The sequence below is a fragment of the Mesorhizobium sp. GbtcB19 genome (assembly GCF_019091085.1).
Lineage (GTDB): Bacteria > Pseudomonadota > Alphaproteobacteria > Rhizobiales > Rhizobiaceae > Mesorhizobium.
This window is the reverse complement of the sequence record NZ_JAGXJY010000002.1, coordinates 104,647-123,445: the sequence shown is the minus strand read 5'-3', so window position 1 is coordinate 123,445 and position 18,799 is coordinate 104,647. Positions and strand designations below refer to the sequence as shown.

Here is an 18,799-nt window from a genome sequence, read left to right as displayed (position 1 = left end):
GCAATGCCCCTAAAACCGGTTCAATTGCAATTGGTTGCATGACGGTTTGGCCGAAAGTTTGTGTTGCGCACCATTATAGGGGCGTGCCCTTTCGACAGCTCGTGGGCGAACGCCCCTCGCTCTTCGCCCCCGGTTGGATCAGGGCAAGGATTCAGGCTTTTTCGTGATACATGCAAGGGGCCGGGCGATAATTCGCCCCAGCCGCGATCATGTTTGGCAACAGCCGTTAACGGTTGGCGGCGAGGCGGTGGAGTTCGATCACGAAAAGCTGGCCCGGCCCCTTGGGCTGAAGCCGCAATTCCGGGCCATCGCGGTCGAGGACCAGCGTATCGAGCGGTCCGAGCTCCGACGCATCGTGCGTGAACAGCGTGACCCCGGCGTCGACGGCAAGAATAAGCGTCGTGTCGGCACGCGGCGCAATGCGAATCTCGCCGGAGAGCGGCCGGCGCCCGACCTCATGCGCCATGCGGCCGCGACGAGTCATGACGTTGAGATCGGTGATCGGACCGCCGATCAACGTGGCACCGGTCGGCACATCGCCCGGAAAGGCGAGCGGCGACGAAGCCTTAGTCAGCCGCGCCGGGGGCTGGCCGGCGATATCGAGGACGACGCCATCGCCCTCCAGCACCGACAACGTTCGGTCGATGCCAGCAAAGCTGGAGAACGGCCCGCTGCTTTCGACGCACGCCATGGAGATACGCCAGTCGAAATCGTCGAGCCCGGCGCCGTCCGGCGAGACGGCGATTTCGGTGGTCGTGCCGCCGCCATTCTTCCACGGCATGACGCGGTAGCCGGCGGCACGAAGGATGCGCATCGGCCTAGAGCCGGACGATTTCAAGTCGATTCGACCTGAAATCATCCGCCTCTGTCTTCTTGGTGGGCAGCATGATGTTGTCCGAAAACCGTTTCACACTTTCGGCATCATGCTCTAGCCCAGTATGCCCGGCAGGTTGAGCTGGTGCTCCTTGGCGCACTGGATGGCGATGTCGTAGCCGGCATCGGCATGACGCATGACGCCGGTTGCCGGGTCGTTCCACAGCACGCGCTCCAGGCGCTTGGCCGCCTCGGCCGTGCCATCGGCGACGATCACCATGCCGGAATGCTGCGAGAAGCCCATGCCGACGCCGCCGCCATGGTGCAGCGACACCCAGGTGGCGCCGGACGCGGTGTTGAGCAGCGCGTTGAGCAGCGGCCAGTCGGAAATGGCGTCGGAGCCGTCCTTCATCGCTTCGGTCTCGCGGTTCGGCGAGGCGACAGAGCCGGAATCGAGGTGGTCGCGGCCGATGACGATCGGCGCCTTGAGCTCACCCCTGGCCACCATCTCGTTGAAGGCGAGGCCGAGGCGATGGCGATCGCCGAGGCCGACCCAGCAGATGCGCGCCGGCAGGCCCTGGAACGAGATGCGCTCGCGCGCCATGTCGAGCCAGTTGTGCAGATGCGTGTTGCCGGGGGTGAGCTCGCGCACCTTGGCGTCGGTCTTGTAGATATCTTCCGGATCGCCCGAGAGTGCTGCCCAGCGGAACGGACCGATGCCGCGGCAGAACAGCGGCCGGATATAGGCCGGCACGAAGCCCGGGAAGGCGAAGGCGTTCTCGAAACCTTCTTCCTTGGCGACCTGGCGAATGTTGTTGCCGTAGTCGAGCGTCGGCACGCCGGCGTTCCAGAACGCCACCATCGCCTCGACATGCTCGCGCATGGACGCGCGGGCGGCTTTTTCAACGGCCTTCGGGTCGCTGACGCGCTTCTCGCGCCACTCGGCCATCGTCCAGCCCTTGGGCAGATAGCCGTTGATCGGGTCGTGCGCCGAGGTCTGGTCCGTGACCATGTCGGGGCGGATGCCGCGCCTGAACATCTCCGGCACGATCTCGGCGGCGTTGCCGAGCAGGCCGACCGACTTCGCCTCGCCGGCCTTGGTCCAGCGCTCGATCATTTCCATCGCTTCGTCGAGCGTCTCGGCCTTCTCGTCGAGATAGCGGGTGCGCAGGCGAAAATCGATCGAGTCCGGGTTGCACTCGATGGCCAGGCAGGAGGCGCCGGCCATGACCGCCGCCAGAGGCTGGGCGCCGCCCATCCCGCCGAGACCGCCGGTCAGGATCCACTTGCCCTTGAGGTTGCCGTTGTAATGCTGGCGGCCGGCCTCCACGAAAGTCTCGTAGGTGCCCTGCACGATACCCTGCGTGCCGATATAGATCCACGAGCCGGCCGTCATCTGGCCGTACATCATCAGGCCCTTCTTATCGAGCTCGTTGAACTTCTCCCAGGTCGCCCAATGCGGCACGATGTTGGAGTTGGCGATGAGCACGCGCGGCGCGTTGGAATGGGTCTTGAAGACACCGACCGGCTTGCCCGACTGCACCAGCAGCGTCTCGTCCTCGCCGAGCGTCTTCAGCGAAGCGACGATACGGTCGAAATCGTTCCAGGTGCGCGCCGCACGGCCGATGCCGCCATAGACGACCAGCTCGTTCGGGTTCTCGGCGACCTCGGGATCGAGGTTGTTCATCAGCATGCGCAGCGGCGCCTCGGTCGTCCAATAGCGGGCGTTGAGCTTGTCGCCGCGCGGGGCGCGCACTTCGCGGATGTTGTGGCGGGGATCGTTCATCATTGTCCCTTTCTAGCAAGGCGGCGCGTCAGCGCCCGGCCCATTCAATGGCGGTTTCGAGGATGGTCTTCAGCGTGGCGCGGATCGGCGCGGCATAGGTCGCGTCGTAAGGAACAGGCCAGTTTTCCGGCGAACCCTTTTCCGACGGCTCGCGCATGTAGCCGCGGTTGGAGAGTTCCATCTGCAGCGCGTGCACGCCGTTTTGCGGCTTGCCGAAGCTGCGGGTGATAAAACCGCCCTTGAAGCGGCCGTTGACCACCCAGGTCTCGCCGGTCGCGGCGAGGATGGCGGCGACTTTCTGCTGCAGCAGCGGATCGGTGCTCTTGCCGTCATTGGTGCCGAGATTGAACACCGGCAGCGTGCCTTCGAAGAGGCGCGGCAGCACCGAGCGGATCGAATGGCAATCGTAGACAACGATGTTCTCGTGCATGCCGCGCAGCCGATCGATCTCGGCCTGCAAGGCGGTGTGGTAGGGCACGAAATATTTCTCGCGGCGCTGGTCGATCTCGGCCGGCGTCGGCTCCTCACCCATGCGATAGAGCGGGTCGCCGTCGAAGGTATCGGTCGGGCAAAGGGTGGTGGTTGCCTGTCCCGGATAAAGCGAGACGCCCGACGGATCGCGGTTGACGTCGATGACGGTGCGCGAGATGGCGGTGTGCACGACAGTCGCGCCGAGGTCCTTGGCGAAGTCATAGAGATTGTCGATCCACCAGTCGCAGTCGCGCCGCCCCAGCCAGGTCGAGACCAGCCGGCTGTCGAGGCCGGCAAGGTCGATGCCCGTATGCGGGATCGAGACTAGCAGCGGCGCTCTGCCTTGGGTGATGGTGAGCCAGGACGGCGTTGCCATCAGGCCGCTCCCGCAATCGAAGGCAGCGACACGGCACCTGCCGCCTTCACCGTGGCGCCGCTGCGGACCAAGGCGATCGCCTTTTCCATGTCGGGATGGAAATGGCGGTCGTTGTCGAGATGCGGCACCTCGGCCCGCACCAGCTTGCGCACGGCTTCGAGCGCGACGCTGGAGGCGAGCGGCTGATGGAAATCGCAGCCTTGCGCCGCGGCCAAGAGTTCGATGCCGATGACGGCGGTTGCGTTCTCGATCATGCCGAGCAACCGGCGCGCGCCGTGGGCGGCCATCGAGACATGGTCTTCCTGGTTGGCCGAGGTCGGGATGGAATCGACGCTCGCCGGATAGGCCTTCTGCTTGTTTTCCGAAACGAGCGCTGCCGCCGTCACCTGCGGGATCATGAAGCCGGAATTCAGACCGGGCTTCGGCGTCAGGAAGGCCGGCATGCCGGAGAGCGCCGGGTCTACCAGCATGGCGATGCGACGCTCCGACAGCGAGCCGATCTCGCAGACGGCGAGCGCGATCATGTCGGCGGCGAAGGCGACCGGCTCGGCGTGGAAATTGCCGCCGGAAAGCGCGGTGTCGTCCTCGGCGAAGATCAGCGGATTGTCGGTGACGCCGTTGGCCTCAGTCTGAAGCGTGTCGGCGGCCTTGCGCAGCACGTCGAGTGCCGCGCCCATCACCTGCGGCTGACAGCGCAGGCAGTACGGATCCTGCACGCGCTCGTCGCCGATACGGTGCGATTCACGGATGGCGCTGCCGGCCATCAGGTTGCGCAGAGCATCGGCAGTCTCGATCTGGCCGCGATGCCTGCGCAGCAGATGGATGCGCGGATCGAAGGGCGCGTCGGAGCCGCGCGCCGCGTCGGTCGACAACGCACCGGCGACCAGCGCCGACTGGTAGAGCACCTCGGCCTCGAACAGGCCTGCCAGCGCGAAAGCCGTCGAGAACTGGGTGCCGTTGAGCAGCGCCAGCCCTTCCTTGGCGCCGAGCGTCACCGGCTCCAGCCCATGCGAGACAAAGGCGACCTTGGCGGGGAAGCGGCCATGCGGGGTAAAGCATTCGCCGACGCCGATCATCACGGCCGTCATATGCGAGAGCGGCGCGAGGTCGCCGGAAGCGCCGACCGAGCCTTGCGCCGGCACCACCGGAATGACGTCGTTGGCGAGCATGGCCTCCAGCAATTCGATGGTCTGAGGCCGCACGCCGGAAGCGCCCTGTGCGAGGCTGGCAAGCTTCAGCGCCATCATCAGCCGCACCACCGCGACCGGCATTGCCTCGCCGACGCCGGCGGCATGCGACAACACGATGTTGCGCTGCAGCGTTTCGAGATCGTTGGACGGGATGCGAACGCTGGCGAGCTTGCCGAAGCCGGTGTTGATGCCATAGACCGGCTCGCCCTTGGCGACGATGCGGGCAACCGCCTCGGCGCTGGCCTTGATCTTCGGGCGGCAAGCAGCGTCGAGCTTCGGCACGGCGCCGCGATAGATGGCGCGCCAGTCGGCAAGCGTGGCGTTGCCGGGCGTCAGGGTAAGTTCCGTCATTGTCCTCTCCAGATGCGGGCATGGAGCGGGTTGAAGCCCATGCGGTAAACGAGTTCGGCCGGGCGCTCGATGTCCCAGATGGCCAGATCGGCCGATTTGCCGGCTTCCAGCGTGCCGGTCTGGCCAAGCAGGCCAAGCGCGCGCGCGGCCTCGCGGGTGACGCCGGCCAGGCATTCGTCGACAGTCATGCCGAACAGGGTCGCTGCCATGTTCATGGTGAGCAGCAGCGAGGTGAGCGGCGAGGTGCCGGGGTTGGAGTCGGTCGCGACCGCCATCTTCACGCCGTGGCGGCGGAACAGGTCGACCGGCGGCTTCTTGGTCTCGCGGATGAAATAGTAGGCGCCGGGCAGGATAGTCGCCACGGTGCCCGCCTCGGCCATAGCTGCGGCGCCGGCCTCGTCGGTGTATTCGAGATGATCGGCGGAAAGCGCGCCATAGCGGGCGGCAAGGGCCGCGCCATGCAGGTTGGAAAGCTGGTCGGCGTGGAGTTTCACGGGCAGGCCGAGGGCCTTCGCCTTGTCGAAGACGCGCGCCATCTGCTGCGGCGAGAAGGCGATGCCTTCGCAGAAGCCGTCGACGGCATCGGCGAGATTTTCAGCGGCGACCTCGGGGAGGATCGTGCCGGCGACCAGATCGATGAAAGCGTCCTTGTCGCCCTTGGCTTCCGGCGGAAGCGCATGCGCGGCGAGACAAGTGGTGCGGATCGTGACGGGCCGCTCGCCAGCCAGGCGACGGGCGGCGCGCAGCGACTTTTTTTCATTGTCGGCATCGAGGCCATAGCCGGACTTGACCTCGACGGTGGTGACGCCTTCCGCGATCAGCGCATCGAGGCGCGGCAGCGTCTGGGCGACGAGTTGGTCCTCGCTCGCGGCGCGCAGCGACTTGACCGAGGAGACGATGCCGCCGCCGGCGCGGGCCACTTCTTCATAGGTGGCGCCGGCCAGACGCATCTCGAATTCGTTGGCGCGGTTTCCCGCATAGACAAGGTGCGTATGGCAGTCGATCAGGCCGGGCGTGATCCAGCGTCCCTGGCAATCGATAGTCTCGGCGCCCTGCCCGGCAGCAGCCGGCATATCAACCTCGGGACCGGCGTAAATAATAAGCCCGCCGCGCGCGGCGACCACGCCCTTCTCGACGATACCGAGCCCGGCCTCGCCATCGGCCATGGTCGCCAGGCGCGCATTGCGCCAGACACGAAGGCCGCTCTTCCCGTTTGCTCCACCCATCATCTTTTCCATTTGCTTGGATGGCGATTATGTATATACATATTGAAACGCGACGCAAGTGGTAATGTCATCCAGGCATTCAGATTCGGAGAGGAACGTGACGGCGATCTTTGCGGAACAGGCGCTGCTGCCCGGCGGTTGGCAGGGCAATGTCAGGATCGCCTTCGATGGCGGCCGTATCTCGACAGTCGAGGCCGACGCTCATGCGCAGGCCGGCGACGAGCGTCACGCCATCGTGGTACCCGGCATGCCCAATCTGCACAGTCACGCCTTCCAGCGCGGCATGGCGGGGCTGGCCGAACTGCGGGGGCCTTCGGCCGACAGTTTCTGGAGCTGGCGAGAGGTGATGTACCGCTTCGCGCTTTCGATGACGCCGGACCAGGTCGAGGCGGTGGCGGCGCAGCTTTATGTCGAGATGCTCGAAGCCGGTTTCTCTCGCGTCGGCGAGTTCCACTATCTGCATCACGACCGCGACGGGCGGCCCTACGCCAACATCGCCGAGATGGCGGAGCGGATCGCGGCCGCCGCGGCCGACACCGGCATCGGCCTGACGCTGCTGCCGGTTTTTTATGCCCATTCATCCTTCGGAGGCGCCGCGCCGAATGAAGGCCAGCGGCGATTCATCAACGATGTCGGGCGCTTCGGGCGCCTGCTTGAGAAAGGCCGCGAGGCTGTTCGCCCGCTCGAGCAGGCCGTCGTCGGTGTCGCGCCGCACAGCCTGCGCGCCGCGACACCGGACGAGCTCAATGCCGTTGCCGCGATGGCGCCGGGCGGGCCGGTCCACATCCATGTCGCCGAACAGGTGAAGGAGGTCGAGGACTGCATTGCCTGGTCGGGTAAGCGTCCGGTCGAGTTCCTGCTGGCCAATGCCAAGGTTGACGATCGCTGGTGCCTGATCCACGCCACGCATATGACCGAGGCCGAGACAATCGCCATGGCCAAGGCCGGCGCCATCGCCGGGCTCTGCCCGATCACCGAGGCCAATCTCGGCGACGGCACTTTCGCGGCCCCGCTGTTCGTCGAGCATGGCGGCCGTTTCGGCGTCGGCTCCGATTCCAATGTGCTGATCGGCCTGCCGGACGAGCTTCGCCAGCTCGAATATTCGCAGCGCCTCGCCCACCGTGCCCGCAACGTGATGGCGCGGGCCGGCGGCTCGACCGGGCGCGCGCTGTTCGACGCTTCGCTCGACGGCGGCAGCCAGGCGCTCGGTGCCGCCCCGTCACGGATTGCCGCCGGCGGTCCGGCCGACTTCGTCTCGCTCGATGCCGGCCACCCTTCGCTTGCCGGCAAGGCGGGAGACGCGATCCTCGACGCCTGGATCTTTGCCAATGGCAGCAAGGTCGATTGCGTCTGGGTGCATGGCAAAAAGCAGGTCAGCGGCGGCAGGCATGCGAAACGCGAGGCAGTTGCCAACCGATTCCGCGCCGTCATGACCGCCCTGTCGCAAGGCTGAACATTCGATGAGCTTGGTCGAGACAGACGATATCGAGGGCGGCGAGAGCATATCGCTGCATCAGCGCATCCTGTCCGACATTCGCGACAAGATCCTGTCGGGCGCGTGGGCGCCTGGGCATCGCATCCCCTTCGAGCATGAGCTGACGGCTCAGTATAATTGCTCGCGCATGACGGTGAACAAGGCGCTGTCGCAGCTCGCCAAGGCCGGACTGATCGAGCGCCGCCGCCGCTCCGGCAGTTTCGTGCGCCAGCCGCAATCGCAGGCGGCGGTGCTGGAACTGCATGACATCAGGATCGAAGTCGAGGCGCTCGGCCTGCCCTATCGCTATGAGCGGCTGGCGCGCATCAAGCGACGCAGCGGCGCCGAGGACCGCGCGCTATTGGGTCTTAGCGCACCCGGTCCGGTGCTTGCGCTGGAGAGCCTGCATTTTGCCGGCGAGCGGCCGTTCGCGCTCGAGCAGCGTCTGATCAACCTCTCAGCCGTGGCCGAGGCAGCCGAAGAAGAATTTCTCGACATCGCCCCCGGCCCCTGGCTGATCGGCCGCGTGCCGTGGAGCGAGGCCGAGCACCGCATCCGCGCCATGGCAGCGGACGAGACAATCGCCGACGCGCTCGACATCGACGCGAGCGCGCCCTGCCTGGTGGTCGAGCGCCGCACCTGGAGCGCCGAGCATCCAGTGACGCATGTGCGGTTCATCTATCCGGCGGAGAGCCATACGCTGGTGGCGAGATTCACGCCGTCGCAGGGATAGCGCCTGCGCCCCCTTCTCCCCTTGCGGGGAGAAGGTGGATCGGCGCGCAGCAGCGCCGAGACGGATGAGGGGTGTTGGAAGAAACGAGGCGCTAAAGAACAGGGTGCTTCAAGCGCCCATTTCTTCGACGCAGCGAACCTTCCAACACCCCTCATCCGGCCGCTTCGCGGCCACCTTCTCCCACAGGGGGGAGAAGGGAGAAGTGCCGCCGCGCTTTACAGCGCCGCCGTCACAATGATCTCGACCAGATATTCCGGCGTTGCGAGCTTGGCTTCGCCGGTGGCGCGGGCGGGCGTGTGGCCCTGCGGCACCCACTTGTCCCATTCGGCGTTCATCTCGGCGAAGGTCTTCATGTCGTCCAGCCAGATGATCGTCTGCACGATCTTGGTCTTGTCGGTGCCGGCCTTGGCCAGCAATTCGTCGATGGTCTTCAGGATATCGCGGGTCTGCGAAGCGACGTTGCCGCCGGGCTCGCCGACCTGGCCGGCCAGATAGACGGTGTTGCCGTGAATGACGATCTGGCTCATGCGCGGGCCGACATCGATGCGACGAATGCTCATTCGAGAGGTTCCTTCGTTATGGGGATCGCTGCTCTTTAGAGTCCGGGCCGACTTGGGGCAAGGCCGGCGGGCGCGAAACCAATTGAGCCAATTGTGTGGCCCTGCCCTGCTTGCGTACACGGCGAGTTGACCGGTCGTGACATAATTGCGCCCGGCCGCCGTGTTGACTAATGTAATAACATCACATATCGACGACGCATTCGATTTCGCGGACCACCGTCTGATGACCAATGCCTGCCTGACCTTTCGCGACCTGACGCTCGGCTATGGCAGCCATCCGGCGATCCATCACCTCAACGGCATCGTCCGCAAAGGCTCGCTGACGGCGGTCGTCGGCGCCAATGGGTCGGGCAAGTCGACGCTGATGAAGGGCATCGTGGGCGTGCTCAAGCCGATGGAAGGCGCGGTGGTTCGCATGCAAGGCGTGCGCACCGCTTATCTGCCGCAGCAGTCGGAACTCGACCGTTCCTTTCCGGCGCGGGTCGTCGACCTGGTCTCGCTCGGGCTGTGGCCGAAGCGCGGCATGCTCGGCCGCTACACCAAGGAAGACCGCGAATCCGTCAGCAAGGCGCTGATGGCGGTCGGGCTTGGCGGCTTTGAGAAGCGGCCGATCGACACGCTGTCCGGCGGCCAGTTGCAGCGCACGCTGTTTGCCCGCGTGCTTTTGCAGGACGCCGACCTGATCCTGCTCGACGAGCCGTTCAACGCGGTCGACGCCAAGACGGTTGGCGACCTGATTGCGCTAATAAAGCGCTGGCATGGCGAGGAACGCACGATCATGGTCGTGGTGCACGACCTAGATCTGGTGCGGCAGAATTTTCCCGAGACGCTGTTGCTCGCGCGCCAGCCCGTGGCCTGGGGCGACACCAAGGAAACGCTGCGGCCGGAAAACCTGCTCAAGGCGAGGCGTTTCCACGAGGCATGGGAAGAGAACGCGCCGTGGTGCGAGCCAGATGCTCACGACCATGGCCATGATCACGCGCACGATCACCACCACGACCATCAGCATGGCTCCGGACCGAGGGCGGCGTGATGGAGTTCCTTTACGGCCTGTTCATCGCGCCTTTCGCCGATTTCGCTTTCATGCAGCGGGCGCTGTTCGGCTCGCTGATGCTGTCGCTCGGCGCCTGCCCGGTCGGCGTCTTCCTGATGCTGCGGCGCATGAGCCTGTCAGGCGACGCGATGGCGCATGCCATCCTGCCTGGCGCTGCCGCCGGCTTCCTGCTCTATGGCCTGGAAATCCTGCCGATGACGATCGGCGGGCTGATCGCCGGCGTCATCGTCGCGCTCGGCGCGGGCGCAGTCTCGCGCTTCACCATCCAGCGCGAGGACGCCTCGATGGCGGCCTTCTATCTGATCTCGCTCGCCGTCGGCGTGCTCATGGTGTCGATCCGCGGCTCCAGCGTCGACCTCATGCATGTGCTGTTCGGCACCGTGCTGGCGCTCAACAACGAGGCGCTGACGCTGATCTGCGGCATCGTGGTGGTGACGCTCGCCAGTCTCGCTGTCTTCTGGCGCGCGCTGGTCGCCGAATGCCTCGACCCGCTGTTCCTGCGCTCGGTGAGCCGCATGGGCAGCCCGGTGCATTTCATCTTCCTCGGGCTTGTCGTGCTCAACCTCGTCGGCGGTTTCCAGGCGCTGGGCACGCTGCTCTCGGTCGGGCTGATGATGCTGCCGGCCGCCGCCGCCCGCTTCTGGACGGCGCGGGTTGAACCAATGTGCGTGCTGGCGGTGCTGACCGGCTTTGCCTCCTGCATCGCCGGGCTGCTTTTGTCCTACCACGCCTCGCTGCCTTCCGGCCCGGCGATCATCCTTTCCGCCGGCGTCGTCTATTTCTGCTCGATCCTGTTCGGCACCCGCGGCGTTCTGCGCGCCCGCATCGTGCATCACCGCCACCGCACCGCATAATCCCCAAGCAAGGAGACCACCCAATGTTGAAATCCTTCCGTGCCGCCTTGGCGTTGAGCGTTATAACATTAAGCGCCTTCGCAACCTCATCGGCCATCGCGGCGCCGCTGAAAGTGGTGGCGAGCTTCACGGTCATTGCCGACTTCGCGAAAAATGTCGGCGGCGACCGCGTCAACATCACCACCATCGTCGGGCCGGATGGCGACGCGCATGTCTATGAGCCGAGCCCGGCCGACGCGGTGGCGATGGCCAAAGCCGATGTCGTGCTGGTCAACGGACTGCATTTCGAGGGTTTCCTGCAGCGCCTGGTCGACGCCAGCGCCACCAAGGCGTCGATCGTGACGCTGACCAAGGGTGTGACGCCGATCGACTTCAAGCCGGAATTCGCCGATGCGGACGCGGCCGAAGGCGCCGACACCAGCGGCGGCAAGACCGTCACCGATCCGCACGCCTTCCAGTCGATCGCCAACGCCAGGATCTATGTGAAGAACATCGCCGACGCTTTCTGCTCGGCCGATCGTGAGGGCTGTGACAGCTACAAGGCCAACGCCGCCGCCTACACCACCAAGCTCGATGCGCTGGAAGGCGAAGTGAAGGCAGCAATCCAGTCGATCCCGGAGGCCAAGCGCGTCGTCATCACCTCGCATGACGCCTTCGGTTATTTCGAGCACGAATACGGGCTGACCTTCCTGGCGCCGCAAGGCATCTCGACCGATTCCGAGCCCTCGGCCGCCGACGTCGCCAAGCTGGTCAAGCAGGTCAAGCAGGACAAGGCCGCGGCGATCTTCGTCGAAAACATCACCAATCCGCGACTGATCGAGCAGATCGCCGGTGAAACCGGCATCAAGGTCGGCGGCACGCTCTATTCGGACGCGCTGTCGGGTTCGGACGGCCCGGCCTCGAGCTATATCGACATGATGCACAACAACATCACGCAGATCAAAGGCGCGATCCAGGGAAGTTGAGCCGAGCGACGGTTCAGCGAAGACTGTCGATGCCGGCGCTGCCCCTCATCCGCCCTTCGGGCGTTCGTTGTTCGAAAAGCCAAGCAATTGGCTTTTCGTCCGCTGCGCGGACCACGCCTCACCTCCCCGTGAACGGGGAGAAGGGAAAACGGCGGCGGTTGGAATTTCCTGCGCGCGATGTCTATTTGGCAGAGAATTCCTTCAATGCGGATTGCCGCCCCTCTCCCGGAGTGGCAAGACTGCCGCCAAAGAGATCGCGAGGACGACACCATGGAATACCGCCAGATCAGCGACGACTATTCGGTCTCCGGCCAGATCCAGCCGCAAGACATCGCGGCCATCAAGGACGCCGGCTTCAAGAGCGTGATCTGCAACCGGCCGGACGACGAGCAACCGGGCCAGCCTTCGGCCGAGAGCGTGCAGGCCGCTGCCGAGGCGGCGGGGCTTGCTTTCCGCTACATTCCGGTCATCAGCGGCCAGATCACCATGGACAATGTCGAGGACCAGGCCGCCGCCCTCGACGAGCTCGAAGGGCCGGTGTTTGCCTATTGCCGCTCAGGCGCGCGCTGCACCAACCTTTACGGGCTGATCCAGCAGCAGCGTGGGTGAAGATTTGTCGCGAAAGTGTGCTGAGATTCAGGTCAGGCCGAGTCGAAAATGGCGGGTTCCGAGAACCGGAGCGGAGCGTACTTAAAGTACGTGAGCACCGGAAGCGCAGGAAGCCGCCATTTGCAGGCCGGATTCACCTGAATATCAGCACACTTTAAATCGGCAGCGCGCCGGTTTCCTTGAGCGTCTCCAGCACGATCGCCGTTTTCACATGTTGCACGGATTCGTGCGGCAGGAGAACGCCGTTGACGAACTCCGACAATGATTTGAGATCGGGCGTCACCACCTTCAAGATGTAATCCATCTCGCCGGTCAGCGCGTGCGCCTCCTGCACCTCGGGCAGGCGCGCCACCAGTTCGCCGAAGCGGCGGGCGTTGTCGCGGTTGTGGGTGGCGAGCGTCACCGAGATGACGTTGACCAGCGAAAAGCCGAGACGATCGCGGTCGAGCACGGCGCGGTAACCCTTGATGTAGCCATCGTCCTCGAGCCGCAGACGGCGGCGCGAGCATTGCGAGGGCGACAGGTTCACGCGCTCCGCCAGATCGTTGTTGGTGAATCGCGCATCGTCCTGCAAAAGCGCCATTATCTTGCGGTCAAACTGATCAAGGCGCGCATCTTCCATGGATTTTTCTCCTCTCGTGCACAATTTACGCACATCATGCGCATTTCAGGTGACCGAATGCAAGCACCGTGCGGCGGCTCCGCGCTATCATGCTGAAAGATGGCCAAGCACGGCCGCAACAGCTTTCGGAGGACTGCCATGGGCCCCTTCCCGCACGACGCCCCGCCCGCCCGGATCAGCAAGCAAAACCCTGCCGGCACCGACGGCTTTGAGTTCGTCGAGTTCGCGCATGCCGAGCCGGCAAAGCTCGCCGAGCTGTTCACCCGCATGGGCTATGTCGCGGTAGCCAAGCACCGCACCAAGGACATCACCGTCTGGCGGCAGGGCGACATCAACTATGTCGTCAATGCCGAGCCCGGCTCGCATGCGATGAAGTTCGTCGAAAAGCACGGCCCCTGCGCCGCCTCGATGGCCTGGCGCGTGGTCGATGCCAAGCACGCTTTCGACCATGCCGTATCGAAAGGCGCCACGCCCTATGAAGGCACCGACAAGGCGCTCGACGTGCCGGCGATCGTGGGCATCGGCGGCTCGCTGCTTTATTTCATCGAAGCCTATGGCGAGAAGGGCTCGGCCTATGATGCCGAGTTCGAATGGCTGGGCGAGCGCGACCCCAAGCCCGAAGGCGTCGGCTTCTACTTCCTCGACCACCTGACCCACAATGTCTATCGCGGCAACATGGACAAATGGTGGGATTTCTACCGCGACCTGTTCGGCTTCAAGCAGATCCATTTCTTCGACATCGACGGCAAGATCACCGGCCTTGTCAGCCGCGCCATCACTTCGCCCTGCGGCAAGATCCGTATTCCGCTGAACGAATCCAAGGACGAGACCAGCCAGATCGCCGAATATCTGAAGAAGTACAATGGCGAAGGTATCCAGCATATCGCCGTCGGTACCGATGCGATCTACGAGGCCACCGACAAGCTTGCCGCCAACGGGCTGAAGTTCATGCCCGGCCCGCCCGACACCTATTACGACATGTCGCATGACAGGGTGAACGGCCATGAAGAGCCGATCGAGCGCATGAAGAAGCACGGCATCCTGATCGACGGCGAAGGCGTGGTCGACGGCGGGATGACCAAGATCCTGCTGCAGATCTTTTCGAAGACCGTGATCGGACCGATCTTCTTCGAGTTCATCCAGCGCAAGGGCGACGAAGGTTTTGGCGAGGGCAATTTCCGCGCCCTGTTCGAATCGATCGAGCAGGACCAGATCAAGCGCGGCGTGATCAAGCTGGACGGCAAGGCGGCGTAAACCTGCTTGCGGCTTGACCTCTTATGACCTAAATTCTGGTCATTAGAGGTCGCCCATGAACATTCCAATGGCAAAAGCCAAGGCGCAGCTTTCCGAGTTGGTGAAGCGTGCCCAGGCTGGTGAAAAGATCCATCTGACAAAGCATGGAGAGGTTGTCGCGACCTTGAGCGCTCCCGTTCGGCCTGGCGGGAGCAAAGGCCTGCTTGGAGCGCTGCAAGGCCAAATCTGGATAGCGGATGATTTTGATGAACTCGGTCCCGAATGGGACGAGTACACTAAATGAGCCCCAGATACCTGGTCGATACCCATATTCTGCTTTGGGTACTCAACGCGGACACACGTCTTTCGGATCACCATCGCGACATTTTTCTGGCGGGCAAGGATGTGACCGTCAGCGCCATCTCAGTGGCCGAGATTGCCATCAAGAAGTCGCTCGGCAAGATCACACTCACCGCCAACATCGTTGACATTCTGCAATCGAATGGAATTCCAATCCTCGGCGTGAATGAACTGCACGCGGCTAGGCTTGAACACTTGCCGCTCCATCATCGCGATCCCTTTGACCGCCTGCTCATCGCGCAGGCTCAAATTGAGGGCCTGACTCTCGTTACCGCGGATCGGCATTTTTCAGCGTATGATGTCGCGCTGGCTTGATCATTCCAGCCCCAGCCGCTCGACCTCCTCCTTCCTCAGCTTGATGTCGTAGTCGAGCAGGAACTCATCCAGTTGCGGCGGCGCGACTGACGTGCCTGAGAGCATCGCGTGCACCTGGCCGCGATGGTGGATGTCATGCAGGAAGACATGGGCGAGGATGTCGCCGATCCGTTCGGGGATCATGCCGTCCTCGCGCCGGTCGGTGATGATGCGGCGATCGAGATCGGCCTCCGACAGACCGTCGCAGAAGGTGATCAGCTTGCGGTCGAAATCCGCCTGCGCCGCCGCCAGGCTTGCCGCACCGTCGAACGGCACGAAGTCGTCATAGGCGGCGGCGCCGAGGCCGCCATCCGTGAGAAAATCCAGGTAGAGAAGGTCGACCGCGAGGATGTGGTTGAGCGTCTCCCTGATCGACGGAAAGAAGCTGATGCGCCCGGCCTCGAACTCGCCGGGCTTCAAGTCGAGCACGGCGCGATATAGCCGGTCGTTCGACCACAGATTGTTGCGGGCCATGCGGCGCAGATGCTCGAGCAGGGTCACCTTCAACCCTCGTATTTCTCGACCTTCTGCTCGATGGCGCCGAAGATCGAATGTCCGGTTTTATCCTTCATCTCGATGCGCACCGTGTCGCCGAAATGCAGAAAGGGCGTCTTCGGCTCGCCGCTCTCGATAGTCTCGATCATGCGCAGTTCGGCGATGCAGGAATAGCCGGCGCCGCCGGCCGAAACCGGCTTGCCCGGCCCGCCATTCAGCTTGTTGGAGACGGTGCCCGAACCGATGATGGTGCCGGCGGCGAGCGGCCGGGTTTTCGCGGCATGCACGATCAGCGCTGGAAAGTCGAAGGTCATGTCGATGCCGGCATTGGCGCGACCGAACGGCTTGCCGTTGAGATCGGCGAGCAGCGCGAGTTTGACCTTGCCGCCGTCCCAGGCATCGCCAAGTTCATCCGGCGTGACCGCGACCGGCGAGAAAGCCGAAGACGGTTTCGACTGGAAGAAGCCAAATCCTTTGGCCAGTTCAGGACCGGTGATGGCGCGCAGCGTCACGTCGTTGACCAGCATCACCAGCCGGATCGCGTCCTTCGCCTCGTCCAGCCCGGCGCCCATCGGCATGTCGTCGACGATCACGGCGACCTCAGCCTCCATGTCGATGCCGAAGGCCTCGTCGGCCATGCGGATCGGATCGCGCGGAGGGATGAAGGAATCCGAGCCACCCTGGTAGATCAGCGGGTCGGTCCAAAAACTTGCCGGCATCTCGACGCCGCGCGCTTTCCGCACCAGTTCGACATGGTTCACATAGGCCGAGCCGTCCGCCCATTGATAGGCGCGCGGCAGCGGCGAATGCGCGTCATGCTCATGGAAGCGTGCCGAGGGCACCGCGTTGGTCTCCAGCGATTCCGCCATGGCCGCCAGATGCGGCGCAATGCGGCGCCAGTCGTCGAGCGCGGCCTGCAGCGTCGGCACCAGGAAGGAAGCGTCGGTGAACCGCGTCAGATCACGCGAGACCACGACCAGCTTTCCGTCGCGTGTCCCGTTCTTCAGTGTGGCAAGCTTCATGCGGTTTCCTCTCCTCCAGCAGCCTTTTTACTGCTTAGCCCCACAACAAGGCCGTCGCGGGCAATCGTCAAGTCACCGGTCCACGATTTCCTGACGGCGTCGATCCAGTCGGCTTCGCCGATCGCCGGATCGTCGGCCGGAATGAGGTGATTGAGCACCAACCTTTTTACCCCGGCATTGCTGGCGATGCAGCCTGCCTCCTCCGCGAAGCTGTGGCTAGCGAAGAGATGCTCTTTCAACCGTGCGCCGTTGCCGGTCCTGGCGACCAGCCGTTCGACGCCTTCCTCCAGCATGGCCTCGTGGACGAGGATATCAGCACCTTTGGCAAAGTCGGCCAACAGCGGAAAGAACGCCGTGTCGGCGGAAAACACCACGCTCCTGCCGCCATGCTCGAAGCGCAGCGCGAAACAGTCGGTCACCGGCGGATGGTCGACGCGCAGCGCCGCCACCGTCAGCCCACGCGAGTGCAGGGCCAATCCTTCGCCGAATTCCTCGACCGAAACCAGCTTACGGATATCCGGCCGCCCTTCGTCAACGATGCGTATCTCGATGTCGAAATCCATCGCCCGGCAGAAATGCCGCCAGTGGTCGTGGGTGCCTGGCGGTCCGTAGACCGTCACCGGCGTCGGCAGGCCCGCGGTCCAGGCGGTATGGATCAGCGGCCCGAGTTCCAGAACATGGTCCGAATGGAGATGTGTGATGAAGATCAGGTCAAGCGTCTTCAGGCTGATGCCGGCATCGACCAGGCCGCGGGTGACGCCCAGTCCGCAATCGACGACGATGGTTCGTCCGCCGAACTCCAGCAGCGAAGAACTCGGCCATGGCCCGCCCGGCCGCAAGGCCGGACCGCCCTTAGAGCCGAGCAGCACGAGCCGATCCACTTTGTCGGCGCTCAAGACCAATCGCCTTCCGGCGTGCCATTAAAACGCTTCTTCAGGTCGGCCCAGCAGTCGATGTAGTTCTCCTGCAAGGTGCCGAGCTCGGCGGCATAGCGCGTCAGCATCTGCGGGAAGCGCGTCTCGAACATGAAGGCCATGGTGTTGTCGAGCTTGACCGGCTTCAGCTCGGCCCGTGTCGCCTTCTCGAAGCCGGAAGCGTCGGGCCCGTGCGCCAGCATCTGGTTGTGCAAACTGATGCCGCCAGGCACGAACCCCTCCTCCTTGGCGTCGTACTGGCCGTGGATCAGGCCCATGAACTCGCTCATGATGTTGCGATGGTACCAGGGCGGACGGAAGGTGTTTTCCGCCACCAGCCAGCGCGGCGGGAAGATGACGAAGTCGACATTGGCGGTGCCCTCCTCGCCGCTCGGCGCCGTCAGCACGGTGAAGATCGACGGGTCGGGATGGTCGAACAGGATGGCGCCGACCGGCGAAAACGTCGCCAGATCATATTTATAGGGCGCGTAATTGCCGTGCCAGGCGACGACGTCGAGCGGCGAATGGCCGAGCTCGGTGACGTGGAAAGTGCCACACCATTTGACGATCAGCCGGCACGGCGTCTCCTTCTCCTCGAACCAGGCGCAGGGCGTCTTGAAGTCGCGCGGATTGGCCAGGCAGTTGGCGCCGATCGGCCCGCGGTCGGGCATTGTGAATTTGGCGCCATAGTTCTCGCAGACATAGCCGCGCGCCTCCTTGTCGGCGAGCTCGACCTTGAAGACGAGGCCGCGCGGCAGCACCGCAATCTCGCCGGGGCGAAGCTCGATGACGCCCATCTCGGTGACGAAGCGCAGCGCGCCTACCTGCGGCACCACCAGCAACTCGCCATCGGCGTTGAAGAAATGATCGTCGGTCATCGAACGGTTGGCGACATAGACATGCGCGGCCATGCCGGACTGGCCGACCGCGTCGCCGGCCGTGGTGAAGGTTCGCATGCCGGAGATGAAATCGGTCGGCTCGCTCGGCATCGGCGTCGGGTTCCAACGGTATTGGCCAAGCGCCAGCTCGTGGTCGCCGATGCTGGGTCCGGTCTTCCACAAGGGATAGCTCGCCCCCTTGAATCGGCCGGTGTGTTTCACGCTCGGCCGGATGCGGTAGAGCCAGGAGCGCTCATTGGTGCCCCGCGGCGCGGTGAAGGGCGAGCCGGACAACTGCTCGGCATAGAGTCCGTAGGCCGGCCGCTGCGGCGAGTTGCGGCCCTGTGGCAGCGAGCCGGGCAGCGTCTCGGTTTCAAAGTCGTTGCCGAAGCCCGGCATATAGGAAAAGCCCATCCGATCCTCCCTAACCCTAGTCTGCCGGCCTCACTTGCGTGAGGC

At 64.2% G+C, this 18,799-nt stretch carries 20 protein-coding genes; 9 read left to right on the top strand and 11 right to left on the bottom strand.

From position 1 onward, the window contains the following. Positions 1-226 precede the first annotated feature (226 nt). The 5 genes from KVT37_RS04575 to hutI all read right to left on the bottom strand — a co-directional run bounded on the left by KVT37_RS04575 (position 227) and on the right by hutI (position 6,213). Entirely contained in the window at positions 227-814 is a 588-nt protein-coding gene (locus KVT37_RS04575) for a HutD family protein (protein WP_217570149.1), read from the bottom strand. 114 nt (positions 815-928) lie between these two features. Then, complete coding sequence (gene hutU, locus KVT37_RS04570) at positions 929-2,602, bottom strand: urocanate hydratase (protein WP_217570147.1); 1,674 nt, start codon at positions 2,600-2,602, stop codon at positions 929-931. 25 nt (positions 2,603-2,627) lie between these two features. After that, entirely contained in the window at positions 2,628-3,446 is an 819-nt protein-coding gene (gene hutG / locus KVT37_RS04565) for an N-formylglutamate deformylase (protein WP_217570145.1), read from the bottom strand. Continuing rightward, positions 3,446-4,987: a histidine ammonia-lyase gene (hutH, locus tag KVT37_RS04560; RefSeq protein WP_217570144.1), complete on the bottom strand. Its 1,542-nt coding sequence runs from the start codon at positions 4,985-4,987 to the stop codon at positions 3,446-3,448. The genes hutG and hutH overlap by 1 nt, the downstream gene beginning before the upstream one ends. Continuing rightward, complete coding sequence (gene hutI / locus KVT37_RS04555; RefSeq protein WP_217570896.1) at positions 4,984-6,213, bottom strand: imidazolonepropionase; 1,230 nt, start codon at positions 6,211-6,213, stop codon at positions 4,984-4,986. The genes hutH and hutI overlap by 4 nt, the downstream gene beginning before the upstream one ends. Before the next feature lie 97 nt (positions 6,214-6,310). Here hutI and KVT37_RS04550 point away from each other — a divergent pair, with 97 nt between their 5' ends. Continuing rightward, positions 6,311-7,666 (top strand): formimidoylglutamate deiminase, encoded by a 1,356-nt coding sequence (locus KVT37_RS04550; RefSeq protein WP_217570142.1) that lies wholly within the window; start codon positions 6,311-6,313, stop codon positions 7,664-7,666. A 7-nt stretch (positions 7,667-7,673) separates the two neighbouring features. Then, positions 7,674-8,420, top strand: a complete 747-nt coding sequence (hutC, locus tag KVT37_RS04545) for a histidine utilization repressor (RefSeq protein ID WP_217570139.1) — start codon at positions 7,674-7,676, stop codon at positions 8,418-8,420. 215 nt (positions 8,421-8,635) lie between these two features. Here hutC and KVT37_RS04540 read toward each other — a convergent pair whose 3' ends face one another. Beyond that, positions 8,636-8,980: a RidA family protein gene (locus tag KVT37_RS04540; protein WP_217570137.1), complete on the bottom strand. Its 345-nt coding sequence runs from the start codon at positions 8,978-8,980 to the stop codon at positions 8,636-8,638. Between the two features lie 223 nt (positions 8,981-9,203). Here KVT37_RS04540 and aztA point away from each other — a divergent pair, with 223 nt between their 5' ends. The 4 genes from aztA to KVT37_RS04520 all read left to right on the top strand — a co-directional run bounded on the left by aztA (position 9,204) and on the right by KVT37_RS04520 (position 12,462). Next, positions 9,204-10,013 (top strand): zinc ABC transporter ATP-binding protein AztA, encoded by an 810-nt coding sequence (gene aztA, locus KVT37_RS04535; protein ID WP_217570135.1) that lies wholly within the window; start codon positions 9,204-9,206, stop codon positions 10,011-10,013. Then, positions 10,013-10,888, top strand: a complete 876-nt coding sequence (aztB, locus tag KVT37_RS04530; protein ID WP_217570894.1) for a zinc ABC transporter permease AztB — start codon at positions 10,013-10,015, stop codon at positions 10,886-10,888. Before aztA ends, aztB begins: the two co-directional genes overlap by 1 nt. A gap of 23 nt (positions 10,889-10,911) precedes the next feature. After that, positions 10,912-11,853 carry a zinc ABC transporter substrate-binding protein AztC gene (gene aztC, locus KVT37_RS04525; RefSeq protein WP_217570134.1) on the top strand — a complete coding sequence of 314 codons (942 nt, stop codon included), beginning with the start codon at positions 10,912-10,914 and terminating at the stop codon, positions 11,851-11,853. A 270-nt stretch (positions 11,854-12,123) separates the two neighbouring features. After that, positions 12,124-12,462, top strand: coding sequence for a TIGR01244 family sulfur transferase (locus KVT37_RS04520; RefSeq protein ID WP_217570132.1), 339 nt, complete (start codon positions 12,124-12,126; stop codon positions 12,460-12,462). A 154-nt stretch (positions 12,463-12,616) separates the two neighbouring features. On the opposite strand, the gene KVT37_RS04515 is transcribed toward KVT37_RS04520, so the two are convergent. Next, on the bottom strand, positions 12,617-13,084 hold the full coding sequence (locus tag KVT37_RS04515) for an Lrp/AsnC family transcriptional regulator (RefSeq protein WP_217570130.1): 468 nt from the start codon (positions 13,082-13,084) through the stop codon (positions 12,617-12,619). 138 nt (positions 13,085-13,222) lie between these two features. Between KVT37_RS04515 and hppD the strand changes: the two genes are divergently transcribed. From hppD to KVT37_RS04500, 3 genes are read left to right on the top strand one after another with little or no spacing between them, the layout of a single operon-like run. Next, positions 13,223-14,338, top strand: a complete 1,116-nt coding sequence (hppD, locus tag KVT37_RS04510; protein WP_217570128.1) for a 4-hydroxyphenylpyruvate dioxygenase — start codon at positions 13,223-13,225, stop codon at positions 14,336-14,338. A 55-nt stretch (positions 14,339-14,393) separates the two neighbouring features. After that, entirely contained in the window at positions 14,394-14,621 is a 228-nt protein-coding gene (locus KVT37_RS04505; protein WP_217570125.1) for a type II toxin-antitoxin system Phd/YefM family antitoxin, read from the top strand. Then, the gene (locus KVT37_RS04500; RefSeq protein ID WP_217570123.1) at positions 14,618-14,992 is read left to right on the top strand and encodes a type II toxin-antitoxin system VapC family toxin; all 375 of its coding nucleotides are present in this window, start codon (positions 14,618-14,620) and stop codon (positions 14,990-14,992) included. The genes KVT37_RS04505 and KVT37_RS04500 overlap by 4 nt, the downstream gene beginning before the upstream one ends. Here the strand turns inward: KVT37_RS04500 and KVT37_RS04495 are convergent, their stop codons facing one another. From KVT37_RS04495 to hmgA, 4 genes are read right to left on the bottom strand one after another with little or no spacing between them, the layout of a single operon-like run. Beyond that, entirely contained in the window at positions 14,993-15,532 is a 540-nt protein-coding gene (locus KVT37_RS04495) for a DinB family protein (protein ID WP_217570121.1), read from the bottom strand. Positions 15,533-15,534: 2 nt separating this feature from the next. Beyond that, positions 15,535-16,548, bottom strand: coding sequence for a fumarylacetoacetate hydrolase family protein (locus KVT37_RS04490; protein WP_217570120.1), 1,014 nt, complete (start codon positions 16,546-16,548; stop codon positions 15,535-15,537). Beyond that, complete coding sequence (locus tag KVT37_RS04485) at positions 16,545-17,444, bottom strand: MBL fold metallo-hydrolase (protein WP_217570118.1); 900 nt, start codon at positions 17,442-17,444, stop codon at positions 16,545-16,547. Before KVT37_RS04485 ends, KVT37_RS04490 begins: the two co-directional genes overlap by 4 nt. Next, the gene (gene hmgA, locus KVT37_RS04480) at positions 17,441-18,754 is read right to left on the bottom strand and encodes a homogentisate 1,2-dioxygenase (RefSeq protein WP_217570116.1); all 1,314 of its coding nucleotides are present in this window, start codon (positions 18,752-18,754) and stop codon (positions 17,441-17,443) included. The genes KVT37_RS04485 and hmgA overlap by 4 nt, the downstream gene beginning before the upstream one ends. Between the last annotated feature and the right edge of the window lie 45 nt (positions 18,755-18,799).